Source organism: Micromonospora sp. NPDC023869, from assembly GCF_055559695.1.
The window spans coordinates 401,888-419,221 of sequence record NZ_JBVHKD010000001.1; the positions used below are offsets into that span (position 1 = coordinate 401,888).

Sequence of the window (17,334 nt, forward strand, 5' to 3'; positions counted from 1 at the left end):
GGTCGGCATGGGTTCGGTGGCCGAGTTCGTCGATCTTCGGCGGGAGGTGGAGCGGTTACGGGCGGAGAACGCCCGGCTGGCGCGTCTGCTGGAGTTGCGCGGCCAGGACAAGTCTGTGGCGCCGGAGCAGTTGTCCGCGCCGGTGGAGCCTCCAGGGCTGGTCACCATGGCTTCACCGACTCGGGACAAGCTGGCGTTGTTCGCCGACCGGTTCCGGGCCCGAACCGACGTGTACGCCGTACGCTGGGAGAACGCCCGTACCGGCGCTGCCGGGTGGATGCCCGCGGTAGCCGGAGGCTGGCGCAAGGGCATGGACCGGCGCGGTGCCACCTACCTGCCCCGCACGACGGAGGTCGTCGCGGCGCATCTGGTCGGCGACGTGTTCATGGGCCTGTACCCGCTGATGCCCGGCAACACCTGCCACTTCGTCGTGGCCGACTTCGACGGTCCGACGGCGATGCTCGACGCCCTCGCGTACGTGAAGGCGGCGCGAGCCAGCGCGGTGCCTGCTGCGTTGGAAATCTCTCAGTCAGGCCGCGGTGCCCACGTGTGGGTCTTCTTCACCGGTGCTGTTGCCGCGGCCACCGCGCGGGCCGTCGGCACGGTCCTGCTGCGGGAGGCGATGGTGCTGCGCGGGTCGATGGATCTGCGGTCGTACGATCGGCTCTTCCCCAACCAGGACGTGCTGCCTGAGGGTGGCTTTGGCAACCTCATCGCCGTACCCCTGCAGGGCCACCGCCGCAAGGACGGACTGACCACCTTTCTCGACCTCGGCACGCTCGAGCCTCACGCGGACCAGTGGGCGTTCCTGTCGACGCTGGACCGGCTCAGCCCCGGCGACGCCGAACACGTCGCCCGGCAAGCGAAGCAAGCCGTCACCGGTGCTGACCTCGCCACGATGAGCCGGTCCGCCGCGACCCAGGTCCATCCACCGCTGCCGCCGGTGGTCCACGCGGAGGCCGGTGCCGGGCTGAGCATCGACGCCAGGCAGCTCACCCCCGCCGCGCTGGCGACGTTCAAGCACGCCGCTGCCATGGCCAACCCGAAGTTCTACGAGCTGCAGCGACTACGCAAGTCCACCTGGGACACCCCACGCTTCATCCAGGGCTACGACCTCACCCTCAATGACCGCCTGGTACTCCCACGGGGGCTGCGGCACACCATCGCCACCATCGTCGAACGCGCCGGATCGCGGCTGGCAGTCACGGACGCACGAAACTCCGGCGCCGAGATCGACATCGCGTTCACCGCCGAACTCACCAGCAGACAGGCCACTGCGGTCGGCGCACTTCTCGCCCACGACGACGGGATCCTGGTCGCCCCACCCGGCTCCGGCAAGACCGTCATGGCCTGCGCCGTGATCGCCGAACGCAACACCTCCACCCTCGTCCTCGTCGACCGCAAGGCCCTCGCCGACCAGTGGCGCACCCGCATCCAACAGTTCCTCGGCATCAAGCCCGGTCAACTCGGCGGCGGCCGACGCAAGCTCACCGGCACGGTGGACATCGCACTGCTGCCCTCCCTCACGCGGCGCGACGACGTCGCCACTCTGACCAACGGGTACGGGCACGTCATCGTCGACGAATGCCACCACCTCGGCGCCGCCGCATACGAGCACTCGGTCAAACGGATCGCCGCGCAGTTCTGGCTCGGCCTCACCGCCACCCCCACCCGACGCGACGGCCTCGGCCAACTCGTCACCTAGCAACTCGGACCCGTCCGCCACACCCTGACCGACGAAGAACAAGGAACCCTCGCGGCAGCGATGCACGCCGACGCCGGCCCCCAACGAGCGCTATTCATCCACGAGACCACATTCCAACCCGGCGACATCGACCTGGACGCGCCCAGCGCGCTCGCCGAGGTGCACCGGCGACTGGCCCTCGACGAGCCACGCAACACCCAGATCGCCGATGATGTCGCCGCAGCCCTGACGCGCTGGCGCAACTGTCTCGTCCTGACCCGACGGGTCGCCCAGGTCGAGGCCCTCACCGCTCTGCTCGCCGCACGCGGACACCAGCCACTCGTGCTCCAAGGCGCGATGAGCGCCCGCGACCGGCGGACCATCGTTGACCGGCTCGACGGCGCCAAGATCGGCGACGGCCTGCTCGTCATCGGCACCACACCGTTCATCGGTGAAGGCTTCGACGCCCCCGCCCTCGACACCCTCTTCCTCGCCGGCCCGATCTCCTACGACGGCCTGCTCGTCCAATGCGCCGGCCGCGTCATCCGCGCCGCCCCCGGCAAGGACCTCGCCGAGGTCCACGACTACCACGACCCGGCCGCCCCCATCCTCGCCGCCTCACTCCCACGCCGCATGCCCGGATACCGGGCCCTCGGGTTCACCAGAACATGAGTGCATCCGATCTGACTGGTCCCGCCGGCTACGGAGATACACCAAAGAGGCCAAGCGCGCTTGGCCTAGCGTAGTTAGGCTACGAGCATGGACCGGTTCTCCGAGGATGAGCTGAATGCGGTGGTCTCCCGGTACGAAGCGACGCGCGCGGCTGCGTTGACCGAGCGGGACGAGCGACTACGGGCGTTTCACGCGGCCGGCTGGCGGCCGGTGGATCTGCAGCGGGTCACCGGGTACAGCAGGGAGACGATCCGCCAGGCGCTACGACCGGAAGTCCGACGGGCGACCAACATCAGCCGACGTCGAAATCACCCAAGCCGCCAGCGGACTACCGGCCCTACGGCGACCGGAAGCCCTACGTGATCGCCGAAACCCTCGCCGAACTGCACGGCCCGACCGATGGCATGGTTACGCTCCCGCGTCATCTCGACTGGTCCGGGCACCCCGAGTACGACCTGAATCGGGCCGCACGCCTGGCCAGCATGTACAAGGTGGTGCTCACCGAAGCCAGCACGGTCGAGGATCTCAACGCCTGGCTCGACGCCGACCTCCTCCGGCGGCTCTGGCCCACCCTCTGGCTGCCACCCCAACTCCGCCAGCGCTGGGAGGACGCCTTTCCCGAACTCGCCGCGACCCGCAGCAACGCGACGTAGCCGTGGACCCCTTCCACGAACCGGCTCGACCGCGTAGCCCGCAGATCGAACACCAAATGACCGCGTACCGAACGCACCTCCTGCCGCAGATCGAAAGCCAAGGTCCTCGCAGATCGAAAGTTTAGGCGTTATGGTGATGCCGTGCCCACACCGCACCTAATCCCCCGCCGCGCCGCCGCGCAGGTCAATGCTGCTCTGGCGGACACCCGCGTTGTCTTGATCAGCGGAGCACGCCAAGCAGGCAAGAGCACCCTGGTTCGCCTCGTTGCCGGCGATCGCCTAGCCGAGCGTCGCGATCTTGACCGGGCTCAGGACCGGGCGGCGGCGATCGCCGATCCGGTCGGGTTCGTGGACTCCTCCGAACTCCTGGTCGTCGACGAGATCCAGCGCGCTCCGGAACTACTACTGGCCATCAAGGCAGCAGTCGACGAGGACCCTCGTCCGGGCCGGTATCTGCTCACCGGCTCGTCACGGTTGTTCGGCATGGTTGCCGCCCCGGACGCGTTGCCCGGCCGGATGGAGACCGTGGAACTCTGGCCGTTCTCCCAAGGAGAACTCGACGCTGAGCCGGACGGATTCATCGACGCCGTCTTCACGCTCGGTCCGGACCTGCGACACGAGTCGGAGGTGACCCGCGCCGACTATGCGGCCAGGATAGTGCGCGGCGGCCTACCCGAGGCCACCACCCGTACCGACCCGCGCCGCCGCCAACGCTTCCTCGACGCCTACGTCCAGGCGCTCATCGACCGCGATGTCCGGCAGCTGTCCGACATCCAGCACAAGGGCGAGCTACGCAAACTGGTACGCCTGCTTGCGGCCAGGTCCGCGACCATCATCGCCGCCAACTCCCTCGAATCCGCCCTCGGGCTCAGCCGACCGACGATCGCCCGCTACCTCCAGGCCCTGGAGGAAATCTTCCTGATCAAGCGGATCCCGGGCTGGTCCCGCAACCTTGGCACCCGGGCCACCGCCGCGTCGAAACTGATCTTCGTCGACTCGGGCATCGCCGCCAACGAGATCGCGACCGACGCCCGGGCACTGCTCCGGCCGGGCGCACCGTTCGGCCCGCTACTCGAATCATTTGTCCTGTCCGAGCTGTCCCGGCAGCTCACCTGGTCCGAGCAGTTCGTCGACCTGTCCCACTACCGCGACCAAAGCAGGTACGAAGTCGACGCGGTGCTCGAGAACAGGACTGGCCAGGTGGTCGGGATCGAAGTCAAAGCAGCCACCACCGTCGGACCCGACGACTTCCGCGGACTACGCCGACTCGCAGACCGACTCGGCGACGACTTCATCACCGGCGTCGTCCTCTACACCGGAACCTCCACGCTGCCGTTCGGCGACCGACTCCGCGCAATGCCGGTCAGCGCACTGTGGCAGGTTTCCGCCTCGACAGCAGACTGACCTCCCCCGCAGTTCACTCCACGGCCGGTCAGGGCCACCGAAGCGGGTCAGAACCCGAGGACCGAAGGGCGTGGTGTACTGATCGTCAACAATCGATCGCAGCAACGCCGAGAAGCGACCCGCACGCACCGGCAAAAAGAGGAAGCCGCAGGTCATCGGCCTGCGGCACAAGCGCAGCGTCGTCTTAGGAAACCGATGCTCTATCCCCTGAGCTACGAGGGCCGGACGATCAACGCCGCTCGGCGGCGGCTGTCAGCGTACCGCAGGAAGCTCCCGGGGTGATCAGCGCTGGCGCCGCCACCAGCGGATCACACACCGACCGCACGTCCCCGGGCCCGGCCCGGCCCGGCCGGGCCGGTCATCGCCGACGGCCACGGTTCCGCAACGTCGTTCACCTAGCGTCACCGGCTGCGGGAGTCTCTACGCGAGTTCGCACGGCGCCACCTCTGCTGATCTTGTTTGTTTCGGCTGGTAGGGGGTCTTGTCACGGATGGAGGCCCAGAGGACGTTGAGGCGTTGTCTGGACAGGGCGGCGGTGGCGTGGCGGTGGGTCTTTCCCTCGGGCCTCTTCTTGTCGTAGTAGGCGCTCGCGTACCCCTGGGCCGCCCGCTCCAGCGAACCGCCTCGGTGCCACCGCCCGCACGTCGCCGGGCGGGTTGGTGTCGGGGGGTCGAGATGGACCGGAGGGAACCACAACCGCAGGTACGCGTCCTCAGTCGGTGCTGTGCGCAGTAGGCGACGGTCGCCGCCGGCTGCGGTGCAGGTCCTGGACAAGCCGTGGTGATCGTCCTCGGAAGACTTGCGAACACCAGGTGCGCAGCGGGTAGCTCAGCCTCACCACGAAGTAGTTCACATACTCGAGCACACCAAACAGCCAGATTCCGACCACCAGGGCACTTATGGCGAGGGAGTCCGGGAGCCATACGAGCACCCCGACCAGACCGCCGGCCAGGATGGCCACATCGACCACGCGAAATACGCGATACACCGCCGCGAGCCCGCGCGGCATATGGCCCGTCCCGATCCAGCGACGCGCGAGCAGCCAGTACGTCCCGCCTTGAATCAGGATCAGCAGGAGCGGAACGAGCGCGGACCACAGCGCGCGTACATCTGTCGGGTCTGCAAATCGTGGTGTGACCCGCCATGCCACCACGGCGAAGACCACGACGGAGACGAGCTCCCCGCTGCCGATACTCACATACCGGCGTCGCATCTTCTCGTACCGCTGGGAGGACACCCGTCGAGTATGCGCTGCGTCGCGAGCCCTCCGGCGAACGGCCCGTCGACCGGCGGACGACGGGCGGAACAGGATCAGCTGACCGGGCTGATCCGGCGGGGACCACGGATCACATAGGCGCTCACACCGGTCACCGCGAGGATCCCTGCGGTCACCAGGGCCGCGACACTGTCCGCCGGTTGGCCCGCCCAGGTGAGCAGGTACAGCGCGAACGGCTCCGGGACGGCCGGGATGGCGGCCGATACGCAACCCACGACCACCGGCAGCGTCCAGGCCAGTCGCCGACCGAACAACACCACCGCCGCGGCGGCGAGCCCGACGAAACCGGCCGCGTCCCGCAGGACGATGCCGACCGGCGCCGTCGTCACGGCCGTCACCACGGCGGATGCGACCACGAAGATCGCGGCCAGGTGCAGCGCTCGGTATGGGGCCCACCGGATCGCCGCGGTCGCGTCCAGGGTTCCGTCCGGCCCGCCGAGGCCGTACCCGAGAACGGCCGTGCCCAGTGCCAGGGCGAGGGCGGCGGTCGTCACGGCGTGGCTGGGGTGGGTCTGTGCGGCGCCGAACCAGGCGAGGAGGGCCATCGCCGGCACCGCGAACAGCAACCCTCCCGGCAGCTCACGCGAGCGCAGGAACAGCAGCGCGGGCGTCACCGGTCGGCTCCGACGCCGAGGGCGGCGGCCTGGTCACCGCAGGTCAGGCCGGCAGCGCGGACGGCGGCGACCCGACGTACCTGCTCGTCGGCGGGCAACGCGGTGAAGGTCTGCCACATCTGCTCGCGAACGGCCTGTTCGTCCCCGAAGAGGCTCTGACCGGGCACCGGGTGACTGCCGTGGAGCCAGGCGGCCGCCACGGATCGGGCGCGCAGCACGTCGAGGTACGCGTCGTCGTCGGCGCGGACGCAGAGCGGTGTACCGGCACCGGCCAGGATTCGGGCGGTCAACTCGGCGGGATCGTCGGTGGCACCGAGGTTGTCGGTGTCCACCCACGCCTCGGAGGCCGGCTGTGGGCGGTCGCGGCCGGGTGCAGCCTCGTGGACCGAGGTCGGCGCGTCCGGCAGCGTGGCCATCATGCGCAATGCGTCCCGGGCCGGTGCGACGAGAGCGGGCAGCTCCCGGCTGTGGGCGGCGGTGACACAGACCTTCGGCCCGTCGTCGGTGGTGCAGACCTCGGCGACGGCGGCCGGGTCGACCGGGAACGCCTCCTCCAGCGGGACGGTCAGCATCGGCGCGGCGAGCGCCAGTCCGAGTGCCGGTGGGGCGACGGCGAGCAGCCGTACCAGCGGGTTCCTCGCGAGGAACAGCACTAGTCCCCCGGCGGCCAGCCCGCCGAACCACCAGGCCTGACCCGCGCTCACCGCGCCGGCGACCATCTCGAACTCGGAGATCGTGGTGGTGAAGAAGGGCAGCAGGAGAGCCGCCCCGGGGTCCGTGGCCTCGCTGGGCCGGGTCAGCTCGATCGCCGCGAGAAGTGCGGCGAGGCCGCCCACACCCAGCACGGCAGGGGTGTACGCGTACGGCAGCAACCGGCCCACGCCGAGGCCGAGCCACCCGGCGGCGACCAGGGCCAGTACGCCGACCAGCGTCACCGCCGGCCAACCGGTGCCCGGGTACCCGGCGGTGGCCGCGACCTTCGGTGCCCCGCCGAACAGCACGAGCAGGAAGCCGGCAGCGAGGCAGGTCGCCGTGACCACGGCGAACGGGCCGGTGCGCCGCCAGCGGGGAGCCGGTGTGGTGCCGAGCAGTTCCTCGATCCGGTGGCGTCGGTCCCGGCCGGCCTGCCAGGCGCCGGCCGCCAGCGCCAGCGGCCAGAGGATCACCAGCATGATGCGCTGGAAGACGGCGAGGAGGTTCCACTGCTGGTCCCAGAGGGCGGTCTGCCCGGTGAACGCGAGCACGTAGAGTCCGGCCACGCCGAGCGCGGCGGTCACGGCACCCGCGAGAAGCGCGTCGGAACGGCGCAGCTCGATCCGGAGGATGCGGTTCACGGCGCCACCACCAGTCCGGCGCGGTGCCGCCCGATCAGCGCCGAGTAGCCGCGTTCGATCGGGCTGTCCCCGGCGTCGTCGGGCCCACCGGCCGCCGCGATGTCGTCCGGCGTGCCGTGGAACACGATCCGCCCGGCGTCGGCGAGTACGACGCTGGTGCACGCTGCGGCCACGTCCTCGACGAGGTGGGTCGAGACCACGACACAGGAGCGTTCGCCGAGGTCACGCAGCAGGGCCCGGAAGTCGAGCCGCTGCTGCGGGTCGAGGCCCACGGTCGGCTCGTCGAGCAGCAGCAGGTCCGGCTCGTTCACGATCGCCTGGGCGATGCCGGCCCGCCGCAGCATGCCACCGGAGAGAGCCTTCATCCGGGAGTCGGCCCGGTCGGTCAGACCGACCCGCTCGATCGCGTGGCGCACGGCACGGCGACGCCGGCCGCCGGGCACGTCCTTGATCCACGCCATGTACTCGACGAACTCGGACACGGTGAAGCGCGGGTAGTAGCCGAACTCCTGGGGCAGGTAGCCCAGGCCGCGCCGCACCGCCCGCAGGTCGGGCCGTCCGTCCATCGACTGCCCCAGCAACCGGAGCCGGCCCTCGTGTGGGGGCAGCACGGTGGCCAGCGCCCGGATCAGGGTGGTCTTGCCGGCGCCGTTCGGGCCGAGCAGCCCGTGGACGCCGGGACCCAGGTCCAGGTCGACGCCGTCGACGGCCACGTACCGGCCGGTCCTCACTCGCAGGCCCTCGGCCTGCACTGTCGTTGCCACGATCTTCTCCGCTCGTCTGTTCGGTGCGGTTTCGATCGTGCGACGGCAAGGCGGGGACACACCTCGGCCGTGCTACCGAGCGACCCTGCGGGGAGTCGGCCGAAAGAACTACGCCGCCCGGACGCCGGTGTCGTACCGTGGCCTTCCGTGCTGGTCATCTTCCCTGGTCCTCGCAGGTCACAGCGGGTGACGGCGGGTCTGCTCGCCGTCGTGGCGGCGGCCCTCGTCGTCCTCGAAGGGCTCGACGGCCCCACCCTGCCCGCCACGCTCGGCCTGATCGTCAGCGGGCTGCTCGCGGTCGCCGTGGTGCTGTTGGCCGAGGCCCGCCCGATCGCACTCGCCGTGGCGGCGGCGGTGTCGCTCGCGGTCTCGGCCGCCTTCGGGCTCGTGCCGACGCTGCGCCCGGAGCACACGTTCGGCATCGTGGAGCTCGCCGTGCTCTCGGTGGCGGTGATCCGCCTGGTCATGCAACATCCGATCCGGCGCGCGGCAGGTCCGGCCGCCCTGGCGATCCTCGCGATCGCCGTGCTGCCGACCCGGGTCCTGCTCCATCCGGTCAACGCGGGAACGATGTCGCAGTACGGTGACGTGCTCGTCGTCGCGCTGACCGCCTGGGTGCTGTTCCTGGCGCTGCTCGGCCTCTATCTGCGCCTGCTGGAGCGCCGCCGGGCCGACCTCGACCGGCTGGCCCGGCAGGCGGAGCGCATGGACCACGCCCGCGATCTGCACGACTACGTCGCCCATCACGTGACCGCGATCGTCGCGCAGACGCGTGCCATCCGTTTCGTCACGAGTTCCGGTGCCGCGCCGTCCGCCGAGGATCTGGACGAGCTGCTGGCCGGTGTCGAACAGGCCGGCGGCCAGGCCCTCACCTCGATGCGCAAGCTCGTCGGCATCCTGCGCGACGAGACGGCCACGCCCGCGCCCGCCCACGGCACACTTGACGAGATGCTCACCGCGGTCACCGGCACCCTGCCACCCGGACATCCCACGCCGACCGTCTCCGTCGACGAGGCGCTGTCGCACCGGGCCTTGCCCGACGCCACCCTCGATGCGGCACATCACACCGTGTTGGAAGCGCTGACCAACGTGCTGCGCCACACCACCGAGACGACGCGAATCGACATCCGGATCCGAGTCCAGGCCGACCGGCCCGATCTCGCCGAGGTGTCGATCCGCAACGACGGAAAGCCGGCCGGGTCGCCGTTGCCGGCCGGTGGCTTCGGCCTGACCGGCCTCGGCGAGCGGGTACGGGCTGCGGGGGGCGAACTCTCGGCCGGGCCGGCCGGGTCAGGATGGCAGGTCACCGCGACCCTCCCGATCGACGACCGGCCTTCGGGCAGCCGACGCCGGTTTCGCCCGTTCAGGCCCGAGGCCGGGGCCGAACCGAAGGAGATCGCATGACCATCCGGCTCCTGCTCGCCGACGACCAGGACATGATCCGTACGGCGTTCCGCATGATCCTGACCACCCAGCCGGACATCGAGGTGGTGGCCGAGGCGGCGGACGGCGAGGCCGCCGTGGACCAGGCCCGCCGGCTGCGCCCCGACGTGTGCCTGCTCGACATCCGGATGCCGAAGCTCGACGGCCTCGAAGCGACCCGGCTGCTGGCCGGGCCGGCCGTCCGGAACCCGCTCAACGTCCTCATCGTCACCACCTTCGACCTCGACGAGTACGTGTACCGGGCGCTCCGCAACGGCGCCTGCGGATTCCTGCTCAAGGACACCTCACCCAACCTGCTGGTGGAGGCGGTCCGCGCGGCGGCCGCCGGGACCTCGCTGATCTCGCCGGCGGTGACCGTGCGTCTGCTGTCGCACCTGGCGCCGCGCCGGGGGGACGAACCCGAGACACCCGAGGCGCCGCCCACCGAGCCGCTCACCGAACGCGAACTCGCCGTGGTCCGACTCGTGGCGCACGGGAACACCAACGACGAGATCGCCGGACGGCTCTTCGTGACGCTGTCGACGGTCAAGACGCACCTGGCCAACGTGCAGCGCAAACTCGCCGTCCGGAATCGGGTCGAGATCGCCGCCTGGGCGTGGCGCAACGACGTCTGCTCCCCGCTCTGATCGCGTCCATCCCCTGACGTCGGTGCGGCGAACCGTCCGCACCGGCCGGGCGAACGCCCGGTCAGCCGACCACGCTGGTGGCGGCCTGCTGCCCGTACGGTGCGAGGAAGACCTTGTCGGCGGTGCCGGACCGCTGCTCGGCCAGGGCCGCCGGCAGCTCGTCCAGCCCGAAGAAGGCCGGGGTCAGGCGCTCCAGCGGCAGCGCGGAGAGCAGCCCCACCGCCCGCTGGTGGGTGTACGGGTTGATCAACGCGCCGATGATCGTCAACTCGCGGGAGAAGATCTCGTTCGGTCGGATGCTCGCCTCGTCCTCGGGATGGGCGACCCCGAAGACCAGGATCCGCCCGCCCCGCGACGCCATCGCCATCGCGTCGCGCAGGATCCGCGACGACCCGACGGCGTCGACGACGTACGGGAATCCGAACCCCCCGGTCAACGCCCGGGCCGCCGTCTGCGTCCCCGGGTCGGTCGGGTCGAACGCCGCGTGCGCCCCCATCGCCAGCGCCAGCCTGCGCCGGTCCGCACGGGGATCCATCGCCACCACCGGGGCACAGCCGGCGGACCGGGCCAACGCCACCATCATCGCGCCGGCCGGACCGGCGCCGTAGACCAGCGCCGGCAGGCCGGAGACCGGTGCCAGCCGGTCCATCCCGTGTACGCAGCAGGCCAGCGGCTCCGCCAGCGCCCCGATCCACGGCGGCGTCCCCGCCGGCAGCCGGTACGCGATCCGCGCCGGCACGACCTGCCGTCGGGTCATCCCGCCGTCCAGCCGTACCCCGTAGCCGCGCCGGTGGTCGCAGAGGTGCTCCTGGCCGAGTCGGCAGTACGCACAGGCGGTGCAGTAGCGGTGCGGCTCGACGGTCACCAGGTCACCGACGTCGAGCCCGTCGACGTCGGCCCCGACCTCGGTGACCCGACCGCAGACCTCGTGCCCGAGCACGACCGGTCGGGCGGCGGGGAAGGAGCCCGCCACGATGTGACCGTCGGTGCCGCAGACCCCGACCGCCAGCGGGGCGAGCGCCACCTCGTCCGGCAGCAGGTCACGGGCGGGTACCCGATCCAGCCGGACGTCACCCGGACCGTGGAACCGCACCGCTGTCGTGCTGCCGCGACCGGTCGTCGACACGGTGTCAGAGACTGTCATGCAACAGCTCCTTGAGCCGGCGGATGTGCGCCAACGCGGCCTCGGCCGCGCCGTCCGCGTCACCGGCGCAGATCGCCTCGAAGATCGCCTGGTGCTCGTCGACGGCGAGCAGCATGCCGCCCTGGACGCTGGTGGAGCGCATCGCCATCCGGACCCGACCCTGCACCCCGTCGAGCATCTGGGCGAGCACCGGACTCTGGGCGGCCAGCCGGATCTCCCGGTGGAACGCCGCGTCCAACTCCAGGTGCTGGGCCAGGTCACCGGCCTCGGCGGCAGCCCGGTGCGCGGTCAACAGACCGAGCAGCGTACGCCGCAGTGCCGGGGTGTACCGCTCGGCGGCGAGCCGGGCGGCTGCCCACTCCAGCGCCTCCCGCGCCTCGTACAGGCTGACCAGCTCGGCTCCGCCGATCCGGGCGACGACCGCACCCCGGTTCATGGTCTCGCTGGCCAGGCCCTCCTGGACCAGCCGGACGACGGCATCGCGCACCGGGCTACGGCTGACCGAGAACTCCTCGGCCAACGCCGGGACGCTGAGTCGGGCCCCGGGCCGCAGCTCACCGGAGATGATCCGGTCGCGGACCGTCCGATAGATGACCTCCCCGGCCCGCACCGCCTCCTCGGCAGGCGGTCGGGCCGAGGTCTCGGCGGCGGTGCGCTGCTGCGGAGGGATCGACGTGGACGGCACAGGTGACCTCACTCGGTGGACGTCCCGGCCGACCCGGTGCCGGCCGCGGCGGTGGACGCGGCGGCCAGGAAACCCGTGGCGAACCGGTGGTAGGTGGTCGCCACCGCGGCCACGGCGTCCGGGCGGGCGACCGCGCCGGAGAGCAGTCCGCGCAGCGCGTCCCACCAGATGCTACGGCCGATGGCGAACCCGGTGAAGCCGCCGGCTGCCGCCTCGCGCAGCCACCCGTCCACCGTCTCCACCGGAGCGTTGGCCCCCAACAGGATGCACTCGCCGCCGGTGGCGGCGGCCAGGTCGGCGGCGGCCCGGTAGTGCCCGACCTCGGCGAGATGCTCCAACTTCCACACGTCGACCGGGAACGCCTGCGACAGCTCCGTCATCCCGCGCAGGATCAGCTCGGGGCGCAGCTTACGGTCGAAGGCGGCGGCGTCGCCGTCGACTGCGGCGAGTTGCCCGGGCGTCGGCGGCACCAGGAGTTCGACCAGGAACCGGCCGCCCGCGTCGCGTACCGCCGTGGCCACCTCGGCCAGCCGGTCCCGCTGCACGGCGTTGCCCTCGCGGTCGCCGTCCACGTTGTAGCGGATCAGCACCTTCGGCAGCGTCGGCGTGTGGTGACGCAGGAACCCGGGCAGGTCCGCCGGCTCGGTCTCGTAGACGTCGAGGCCACCGCGCTCCAACGGCATGCTCAGGGCGACGCGGTGGGCGTGGGCCCGCTCCGGCACGCCCGGCCCGAGCAGGTCGTCGACCAGCACCGCGGCGTGTTCCCGCAGCTCGGGCGCAGCGGCCAGGGCGGCTAGCAGTCCGTCGAGGACCATGTGCTTGCCGTCGGCGATGGCGGCCCGCTCGGTGACGGTGGCGACACCGGTGTGCCCGTAGAGGGCCTTGGTCAACCAGGGGCGCTGGTCCATGGCGAGGATCAGCAGACTCATCGGGCTTCCTCCGTGACGATGCAGGGCTTGACGTAGTCGCCGGCGACGAACTGGGCGAACGCCCCGGGCAGTTCGGCGAGGGGCAGCGGGTGGGTCAGGGTGTCGCGCAGGGTCACGCCGACCGCCCGCAGCAGCGCCCAGTTCTCCTCGACCTCGTTGACCGGGAAGTAGAACGAGCGCACCGTGAAGCAGTCCGTGCGCCGCCAGCGCGGTGTCGCCGGCATCATGTACGGCTCGTTCGACTCGCCGAGCGCCACCACCGTGCCGCCGGGGGTGACCACCCGCTGAGCGGTCTCCCGGGCGGCAGCCGCCCCGGAGACCTCGACCACGAGGTCGTACTGGTTCTCTCGGGTCAGGTCCTCGGCGGTGGTGGGGACGGCGCCGAGCCGCTCGGCAGTGCCCAGCCGGCCGGGGTGCGGGTCGTACGCGTGCACCTCGCCGACGCCCAGCAGCGGTGCCACGGCGACCACACCCAGCCCCAGCGGGCCGGCCCCCACCACCAGAGCCCGGCCGACGTCACCGACACGGGTACGCCGGGCCAGCCTCAGCGCGTGCGCGGCGGTGCCGACGGTGTCCAGGCCGAGCACGGCGACGTCCAACGCGACGTCGTCGGGGACCGGCAGCACACAGCGGGCCGGCACGTCCACGTGCTCGGCGAACCCGCCGTCGCGTTGCCACCCGATCAGCTCCCCCAGGGCCAGGCACTGGTTGGTCGCCCCGGCCCGGCAGCGGACGCACTCGCCGCAGTAGACGGGGATGTAGACGATGGCCCGGGTGCCGGTCGGCACGTCCCCGCCCTCGCCCACCTCGACGACCGTGCCGCCGATCTCGTGGCCGGGCACCACCGGCGAACCTGCGGCGAGTAGCCGCTTGTCCGACCCGCAGAGCGCGCAGACGTCGACCCGCAGCCGCACCTCGCCCGGTGCCACCGGGCCGAGCGACACCTGCTCGAAGTCGATCCGCCCGTCGCCGGTGAACCGCGCCCGGGAACTGGTCGTGCTCACTTGACCGCACCTCCGGTGATGCCCCGGACCAGCCAGCGCTGCGCGAAGATGGTGAGCAGCAGCGCGGGGGCCGAGATCAGTGTGCTGGCGGCCATCAGGCCACCGAAGTCGTTCGAGCCCTGGCCGATGAAGTTGAACGCGATGACGGTCAGCGGCAGCGTCTCGTTGTTCGCCAGGGCGAGCGCGAACAGGAAGTAGTTCCAGGAGAAGACGAAGCTCAGCGTCAGCGCCACCGACAGCCCCGGCAGGGCCAGCGGCAGGGCGATCCGGGTGAACCGTTGCCAGGCGTTCGCGCCGTCGATCAGCGTCGACTCCTCGATGCTGATCGGGATCTCCTCGAAGAAGGGGATCAGCAGCCAGATGCAGAGCGGCATCGTGATGATCAGGTGCGCGACGATCAGCAGCCCGTAGTTCAGCACGGTGTTCGAGGGTGCGTCGATGCGGACCGACAGGACGAAGAGCGGCAGCACGAAGAGCACGCCGGGGGCCATCCGGGCCAGTAGGGTGAGGAATCCCAGACCGGGCAGGTTGCGGCGGACCACGACGTACGCCGCGGGCACCCCGAGCAGCAGGCCGAGCAGGGTCGAGCCACCGGCGACGATGAAGCTGTTGAGGATGTAGCGCCCGAAGTCGAACCGCTCGAACAGGGCGGTGTAGTTCTCCAGGGTCAGCGCCGACGTGACGGCGAAGATCGAGCCGGTGATGTCGATGTTGCGCCGCAGCGAGGACCAGAGCATGAACAGCACCGGGCCGAAGAAGATCACCGTGAAGACGGCGTACGCCGCATAGACACCGAGGCGACGGCGGCGGGGCTGACGTGCGGTGTCGGCGCTGGTCACGGTGCTCACTTCGCCTCCCGGGAACGCAGCCAGGTGAAGAGCCCGGCGATGCCGATCACCAGGACGAGCAGCGTGATCTGCAACGCCGCCGCGTAGCTGGGGGCCTGGTCGATGAAGGCGGCCCGGTAGCCGTAGACGTTCAGGGTGTTCGTCGAGTTCACCGGACCCCCCTGGGTCATGATGTAGACGGTGTCGAAGAACCGGACCAGGTCGACGGTGCGCAGCAGGATCGCCACGGTCAGCACCGGGCGCAGCAGCGGCAGGCCGATGTGCCAGGCGGTCCGCCACGCGCTCGCCCCGTCGATCGCGGCGGCCTCGAACGGCTCCTCGGGCAGCGCCCGGATGCCCGCCGAGATGATCAGCGCCATGAACGGCGTCCACTGCCAGATGTCGACGAGCGCGATGGACCACGGTGCGATGCTCGGGTCGCCGAGCCAGATCACCGGGTCGATGCCGACCGCGCCGAGGATCTGGTTGGCCGCGCCGAGCGTGGGATCCATGATCAGCAGCCACAGCAGGCCGACCGCCACACTCGCGGTGATCGCCGGGATGAGCATCATCCCCTGGAAGATCCGCCGGCCGGGCACGTCGAGGCTCATCACGTACCCGAGCACCAGGCCGAGCAGCGTCTCGACGAGGAGACAGACGACGAAGAGGAAGATCGTCACCCGCAGCGAGTTCCAGAACTCGGGGGTGGCCAGCATCTCCCGGTAGTTGCCGAAGCCGAGCAGCCCGGCGTTGGTGCCGTCGGGCCGCCGGTCGGTGATCGACAACCACAGGGTGTAGACGATCGGCACCAGCACCAGGGCGCCGGTGGCGAGCAGCGCCGGCAGGACGAACGGCATGATGCCCCGCGCGGTCGGATCGACCCGCCGCCTGCGGCGCTGCCGTGGTGCCGGGGGCGACGCCCCCCGCTCCGGCTTACCGGAGCGGGAGACGTCCGACGGACTCGTGGTGACCACTACGTCATCCCTCGTTCTTGGCCAACTGCGGGGCGAGACCGTCCTGGATCTGCTTGGCCGCCTCGGCGGCCGAGGCACGGCCCAGGATCGCCAGGCCGACCGCGTCGCCGATGATCTTGCGCATCTCCGGTGCCGCCACACCGACCGGACCGACCTCGGTGGAGCCGGTGGTCTGTGCCGAGGTCAGCACCTCGTTCCACTCCTTGAGCAGATCGGTGTCGAGCGAGGCGGTGTACGCCTCCGAACCGGCCACCGAGGTACGCGGCGGGGCGATGCCCGACTCGGTCAGCTTCTGCTGGACCTCGGCGCTGGTCGCCCACTCGACGAACTTCCAGGCGGCGTCCTTCTTCTGCGAGAACGACGAGACCGCCAGCCCCCAGGACAGGATCGTGGTGCGGGAACCGGCCTCTCCGGCGGGGAACGCCACCACGCCCAGGTCGTCGGCGACCTTCGAGCTGCCCGGGTCGGTGATGCTGCTGACCTCGTTGCTCGACTCCAGCATCATCGCCGCGTTGCCGGCGGCCATCAGCGCCGAGGACTGGGTGAAGGTGTTGTTGACCACGCCGTCCGGGCCGTACTCACGGGCCAGGGTGGCGTACTGGTCGATCGCCTCGATCGCCCGCGGGTCGTCGAAGTTGGGCGTGACCTTGTCCTCCTTCGTCCACTCCACCCCGCGCGCGTGCAGGAACGGACCGAAGGTGAACGGCAGCGCCGTCGACTGCCCACGCAACGCGATCGGCGTGACCGCACCGTTCGACCGGTCCTTGATCGCCGCCGCAGTGCTGGTCAGCTCCGCCAGCGTCGTCGGCGGAGTGAGGTTGTACTGCTGGAACAGGTCCTTGCGGTAGTAGAGCACCACGGCCTCGACGTTGATCGGCGCGGCGATCTGCTTGCCGTCGACGGTCATGCCGGCCCGTACCGCCTCGGGGAAGTCCTCGACGTTGTAGTCGGTGGCACCGGAGACGTACGAGTCCAGCGGCTCGTAGTAGTTCGACCGGGCGAACTGCGGCCCCTCCCGAGAGGGCAGCGCCATGAACACGTCCATGGCGGAGCTGCGCGACTGGAGGTTGAGCTGCACCTTGTCGCGCATCTGCTGCTCGGCGAAGGTCTGCACCCGCACCTTCATCCCCGACTCGCGCTCGAAGTCGCCGATCAGCGGCTCGATCGCCCGCTGCCAGGGGTGGTTGGACATGATGAGGTTGATCTCGTCGGACGCTCCGGCGGAGTCGCCCCCGCCACAGCCGACGAGGAGCCCGCCGGTCATGGCCAGAGCGACCCCGGCGGTGAGGTATCTGCGCATG

General features: G+C 70.8%; 16 protein-coding genes and 2 pseudogenes. 6 read left to right on the forward strand and 12 right to left on the reverse strand.

Going from position 1 to position 17,334, the window contains the following annotated elements; all coding sequences use genetic code 11:
* Positions 1 to 7: 7 nt before the first annotated feature.
* The 4 genes and pseudogenes from ACZ31C_RS01435 (at position 8) to ACZ31C_RS01450 (ending at position 4,413) form a co-directional block, all read left to right on the forward strand.
* Positions 8 to 1,705, forward strand: coding sequence for a TOTE conflict system archaeo-eukaryotic primase domain-containing protein (locus tag ACZ31C_RS01435; RefSeq protein WP_465793725.1), 1,698 nt, complete (start codon positions 8 to 10; stop codon positions 1,703 to 1,705).
* Positions 1,706 to 1,765: 60 nt separating this feature from the next.
* Entirely contained in the window at positions 1,766 to 2,356 is a 591-nt protein-coding gene (locus ACZ31C_RS01440) for a DEAD/DEAH box helicase (protein ID WP_465793726.1), read from the forward strand.
* Positions 2,357 to 2,443: 87 nt separating this feature from the next.
* Positions 2,444 to 3,009: pseudogene (locus ACZ31C_RS01445) on the forward strand (hypothetical protein).
* A gap of 141 nt (positions 3,010 to 3,150) precedes the next feature.
* Positions 3,151 to 4,413 (forward strand): ATP-binding protein, encoded by a 1,263-nt coding sequence (locus tag ACZ31C_RS01450; protein ID WP_465793727.1) that lies wholly within the window; start codon positions 3,151 to 3,153, stop codon positions 4,411 to 4,413.
* Between the two features lie 420 nt (positions 4,414 to 4,833).
* Here ACZ31C_RS01450 and ACZ31C_RS01455 read toward each other — a convergent pair.
* The 5 genes and pseudogenes from ACZ31C_RS01455 to ACZ31C_RS01475 form a co-directional block, all read right to left on the reverse strand.
* Positions 4,834 to 4,998: pseudogene (locus tag ACZ31C_RS01455) on the reverse strand (IS110 family transposase); the annotation flags it as partial.
* Between the two features lie 127 nt (positions 4,999 to 5,125).
* Positions 5,126 to 5,650, reverse strand: coding sequence for a hypothetical protein (locus tag ACZ31C_RS01460; protein ID WP_465793728.1), 525 nt, complete (start codon positions 5,648 to 5,650; stop codon positions 5,126 to 5,128).
* A gap of 74 nt (positions 5,651 to 5,724) precedes the next feature.
* A complete protein-coding gene (locus ACZ31C_RS01465) occupies positions 5,725 to 6,303 on the reverse strand; it encodes a hypothetical protein (protein WP_465793729.1) in 579 nt (192 codons plus the stop codon).
* Positions 6,300 to 7,637: a hypothetical protein gene (locus ACZ31C_RS01470; RefSeq protein WP_465793730.1), complete on the reverse strand. Its 1,338-nt coding sequence runs from the start codon at positions 7,635 to 7,637 to the stop codon at positions 6,300 to 6,302. The genes ACZ31C_RS01465 and ACZ31C_RS01470 overlap by 4 nt, the downstream gene beginning before the upstream one ends.
* The gene (locus tag ACZ31C_RS01475) at positions 7,634 to 8,401 is read right to left on the reverse strand and encodes an ABC transporter ATP-binding protein (RefSeq protein ID WP_465793731.1); all 768 of its coding nucleotides are present in this window, start codon (positions 8,399 to 8,401) and stop codon (positions 7,634 to 7,636) included. The genes ACZ31C_RS01470 and ACZ31C_RS01475 overlap by 4 nt, the downstream gene beginning before the upstream one ends.
* Positions 8,402 to 8,548: 147 nt before the next feature.
* On the opposite strand from ACZ31C_RS01475, the gene ACZ31C_RS01480 reads away from it, so the two are divergent.
* Positions 8,549 to 9,805: a sensor histidine kinase gene (locus ACZ31C_RS01480; protein ID WP_465793732.1), complete on the forward strand. Its 1,257-nt coding sequence runs from the start codon at positions 8,549 to 8,551 to the stop codon at positions 9,803 to 9,805.
* Positions 9,802 to 10,470 carry a response regulator gene (locus tag ACZ31C_RS01485; protein ID WP_396740965.1) on the forward strand — a complete coding sequence of 223 codons (669 nt, stop codon included), beginning with the start codon at positions 9,802 to 9,804 and terminating at the stop codon, positions 10,468 to 10,470. Before ACZ31C_RS01480 ends, ACZ31C_RS01485 begins: the two co-directional genes overlap by 4 nt.
* Positions 10,471 to 10,531: 61 nt before the next feature.
* Here ACZ31C_RS01485 and ACZ31C_RS01490 read toward each other — a convergent pair whose 3' ends face one another.
* Genes ACZ31C_RS01490 through ACZ31C_RS01520 form a run of 7 tightly spaced genes read right to left on the reverse strand, consistent with a single transcriptional unit; the run spans position 10,532 to position 17,333 of the window.
* Positions 10,532 to 11,614, reverse strand: coding sequence for an alcohol dehydrogenase catalytic domain-containing protein (locus ACZ31C_RS01490; protein WP_465793733.1), 1,083 nt, complete (start codon positions 11,612 to 11,614; stop codon positions 10,532 to 10,534).
* Positions 11,601 to 12,299, reverse strand: coding sequence for a GntR family transcriptional regulator (locus ACZ31C_RS01495; protein ID WP_465793734.1), 699 nt, complete (start codon positions 12,297 to 12,299; stop codon positions 11,601 to 11,603). The genes ACZ31C_RS01490 and ACZ31C_RS01495 overlap by 14 nt, the downstream gene beginning before the upstream one ends.
* Positions 12,300 to 12,307: 8 nt before the next feature.
* Positions 12,308 to 13,228 carry a 2-deoxy-5-keto-D-gluconate 6-phosphate aldolase domain-containing protein gene (locus ACZ31C_RS01500; protein ID WP_465793735.1) on the reverse strand — a complete coding sequence of 307 codons (921 nt, stop codon included), beginning with the start codon at positions 13,226 to 13,228 and terminating at the stop codon, positions 12,308 to 12,310.
* Positions 13,225 to 14,232 (reverse strand): alcohol dehydrogenase catalytic domain-containing protein, encoded by a 1,008-nt coding sequence (locus tag ACZ31C_RS01505; protein WP_465793736.1) that lies wholly within the window; start codon positions 14,230 to 14,232, stop codon positions 13,225 to 13,227. Before ACZ31C_RS01505 ends, ACZ31C_RS01500 begins: the two co-directional genes overlap by 4 nt.
* Positions 14,229 to 15,080, reverse strand: a complete 852-nt coding sequence (locus ACZ31C_RS01510; protein WP_465793737.1) for a carbohydrate ABC transporter permease — start codon at positions 15,078 to 15,080, stop codon at positions 14,229 to 14,231. Before ACZ31C_RS01510 ends, ACZ31C_RS01505 begins: the two co-directional genes overlap by 4 nt.
* Positions 15,077 to 16,033 (reverse strand): carbohydrate ABC transporter permease, encoded by a 957-nt coding sequence (locus ACZ31C_RS01515; RefSeq protein WP_396692247.1) that lies wholly within the window; start codon positions 16,031 to 16,033, stop codon positions 15,077 to 15,079. Before ACZ31C_RS01515 ends, ACZ31C_RS01510 begins: the two co-directional genes overlap by 4 nt.
* 4 nt (positions 16,034 to 16,037) lie before the next feature.
* Positions 16,038 to 17,333 carry an ABC transporter substrate-binding protein gene (locus ACZ31C_RS01520; RefSeq protein WP_465793738.1) on the reverse strand — a complete coding sequence of 432 codons (1,296 nt, stop codon included), beginning with the start codon at positions 17,331 to 17,333 and terminating at the stop codon, positions 16,038 to 16,040.
* Between the last annotated feature and the right edge of the window lies 1 nt (position 17,334).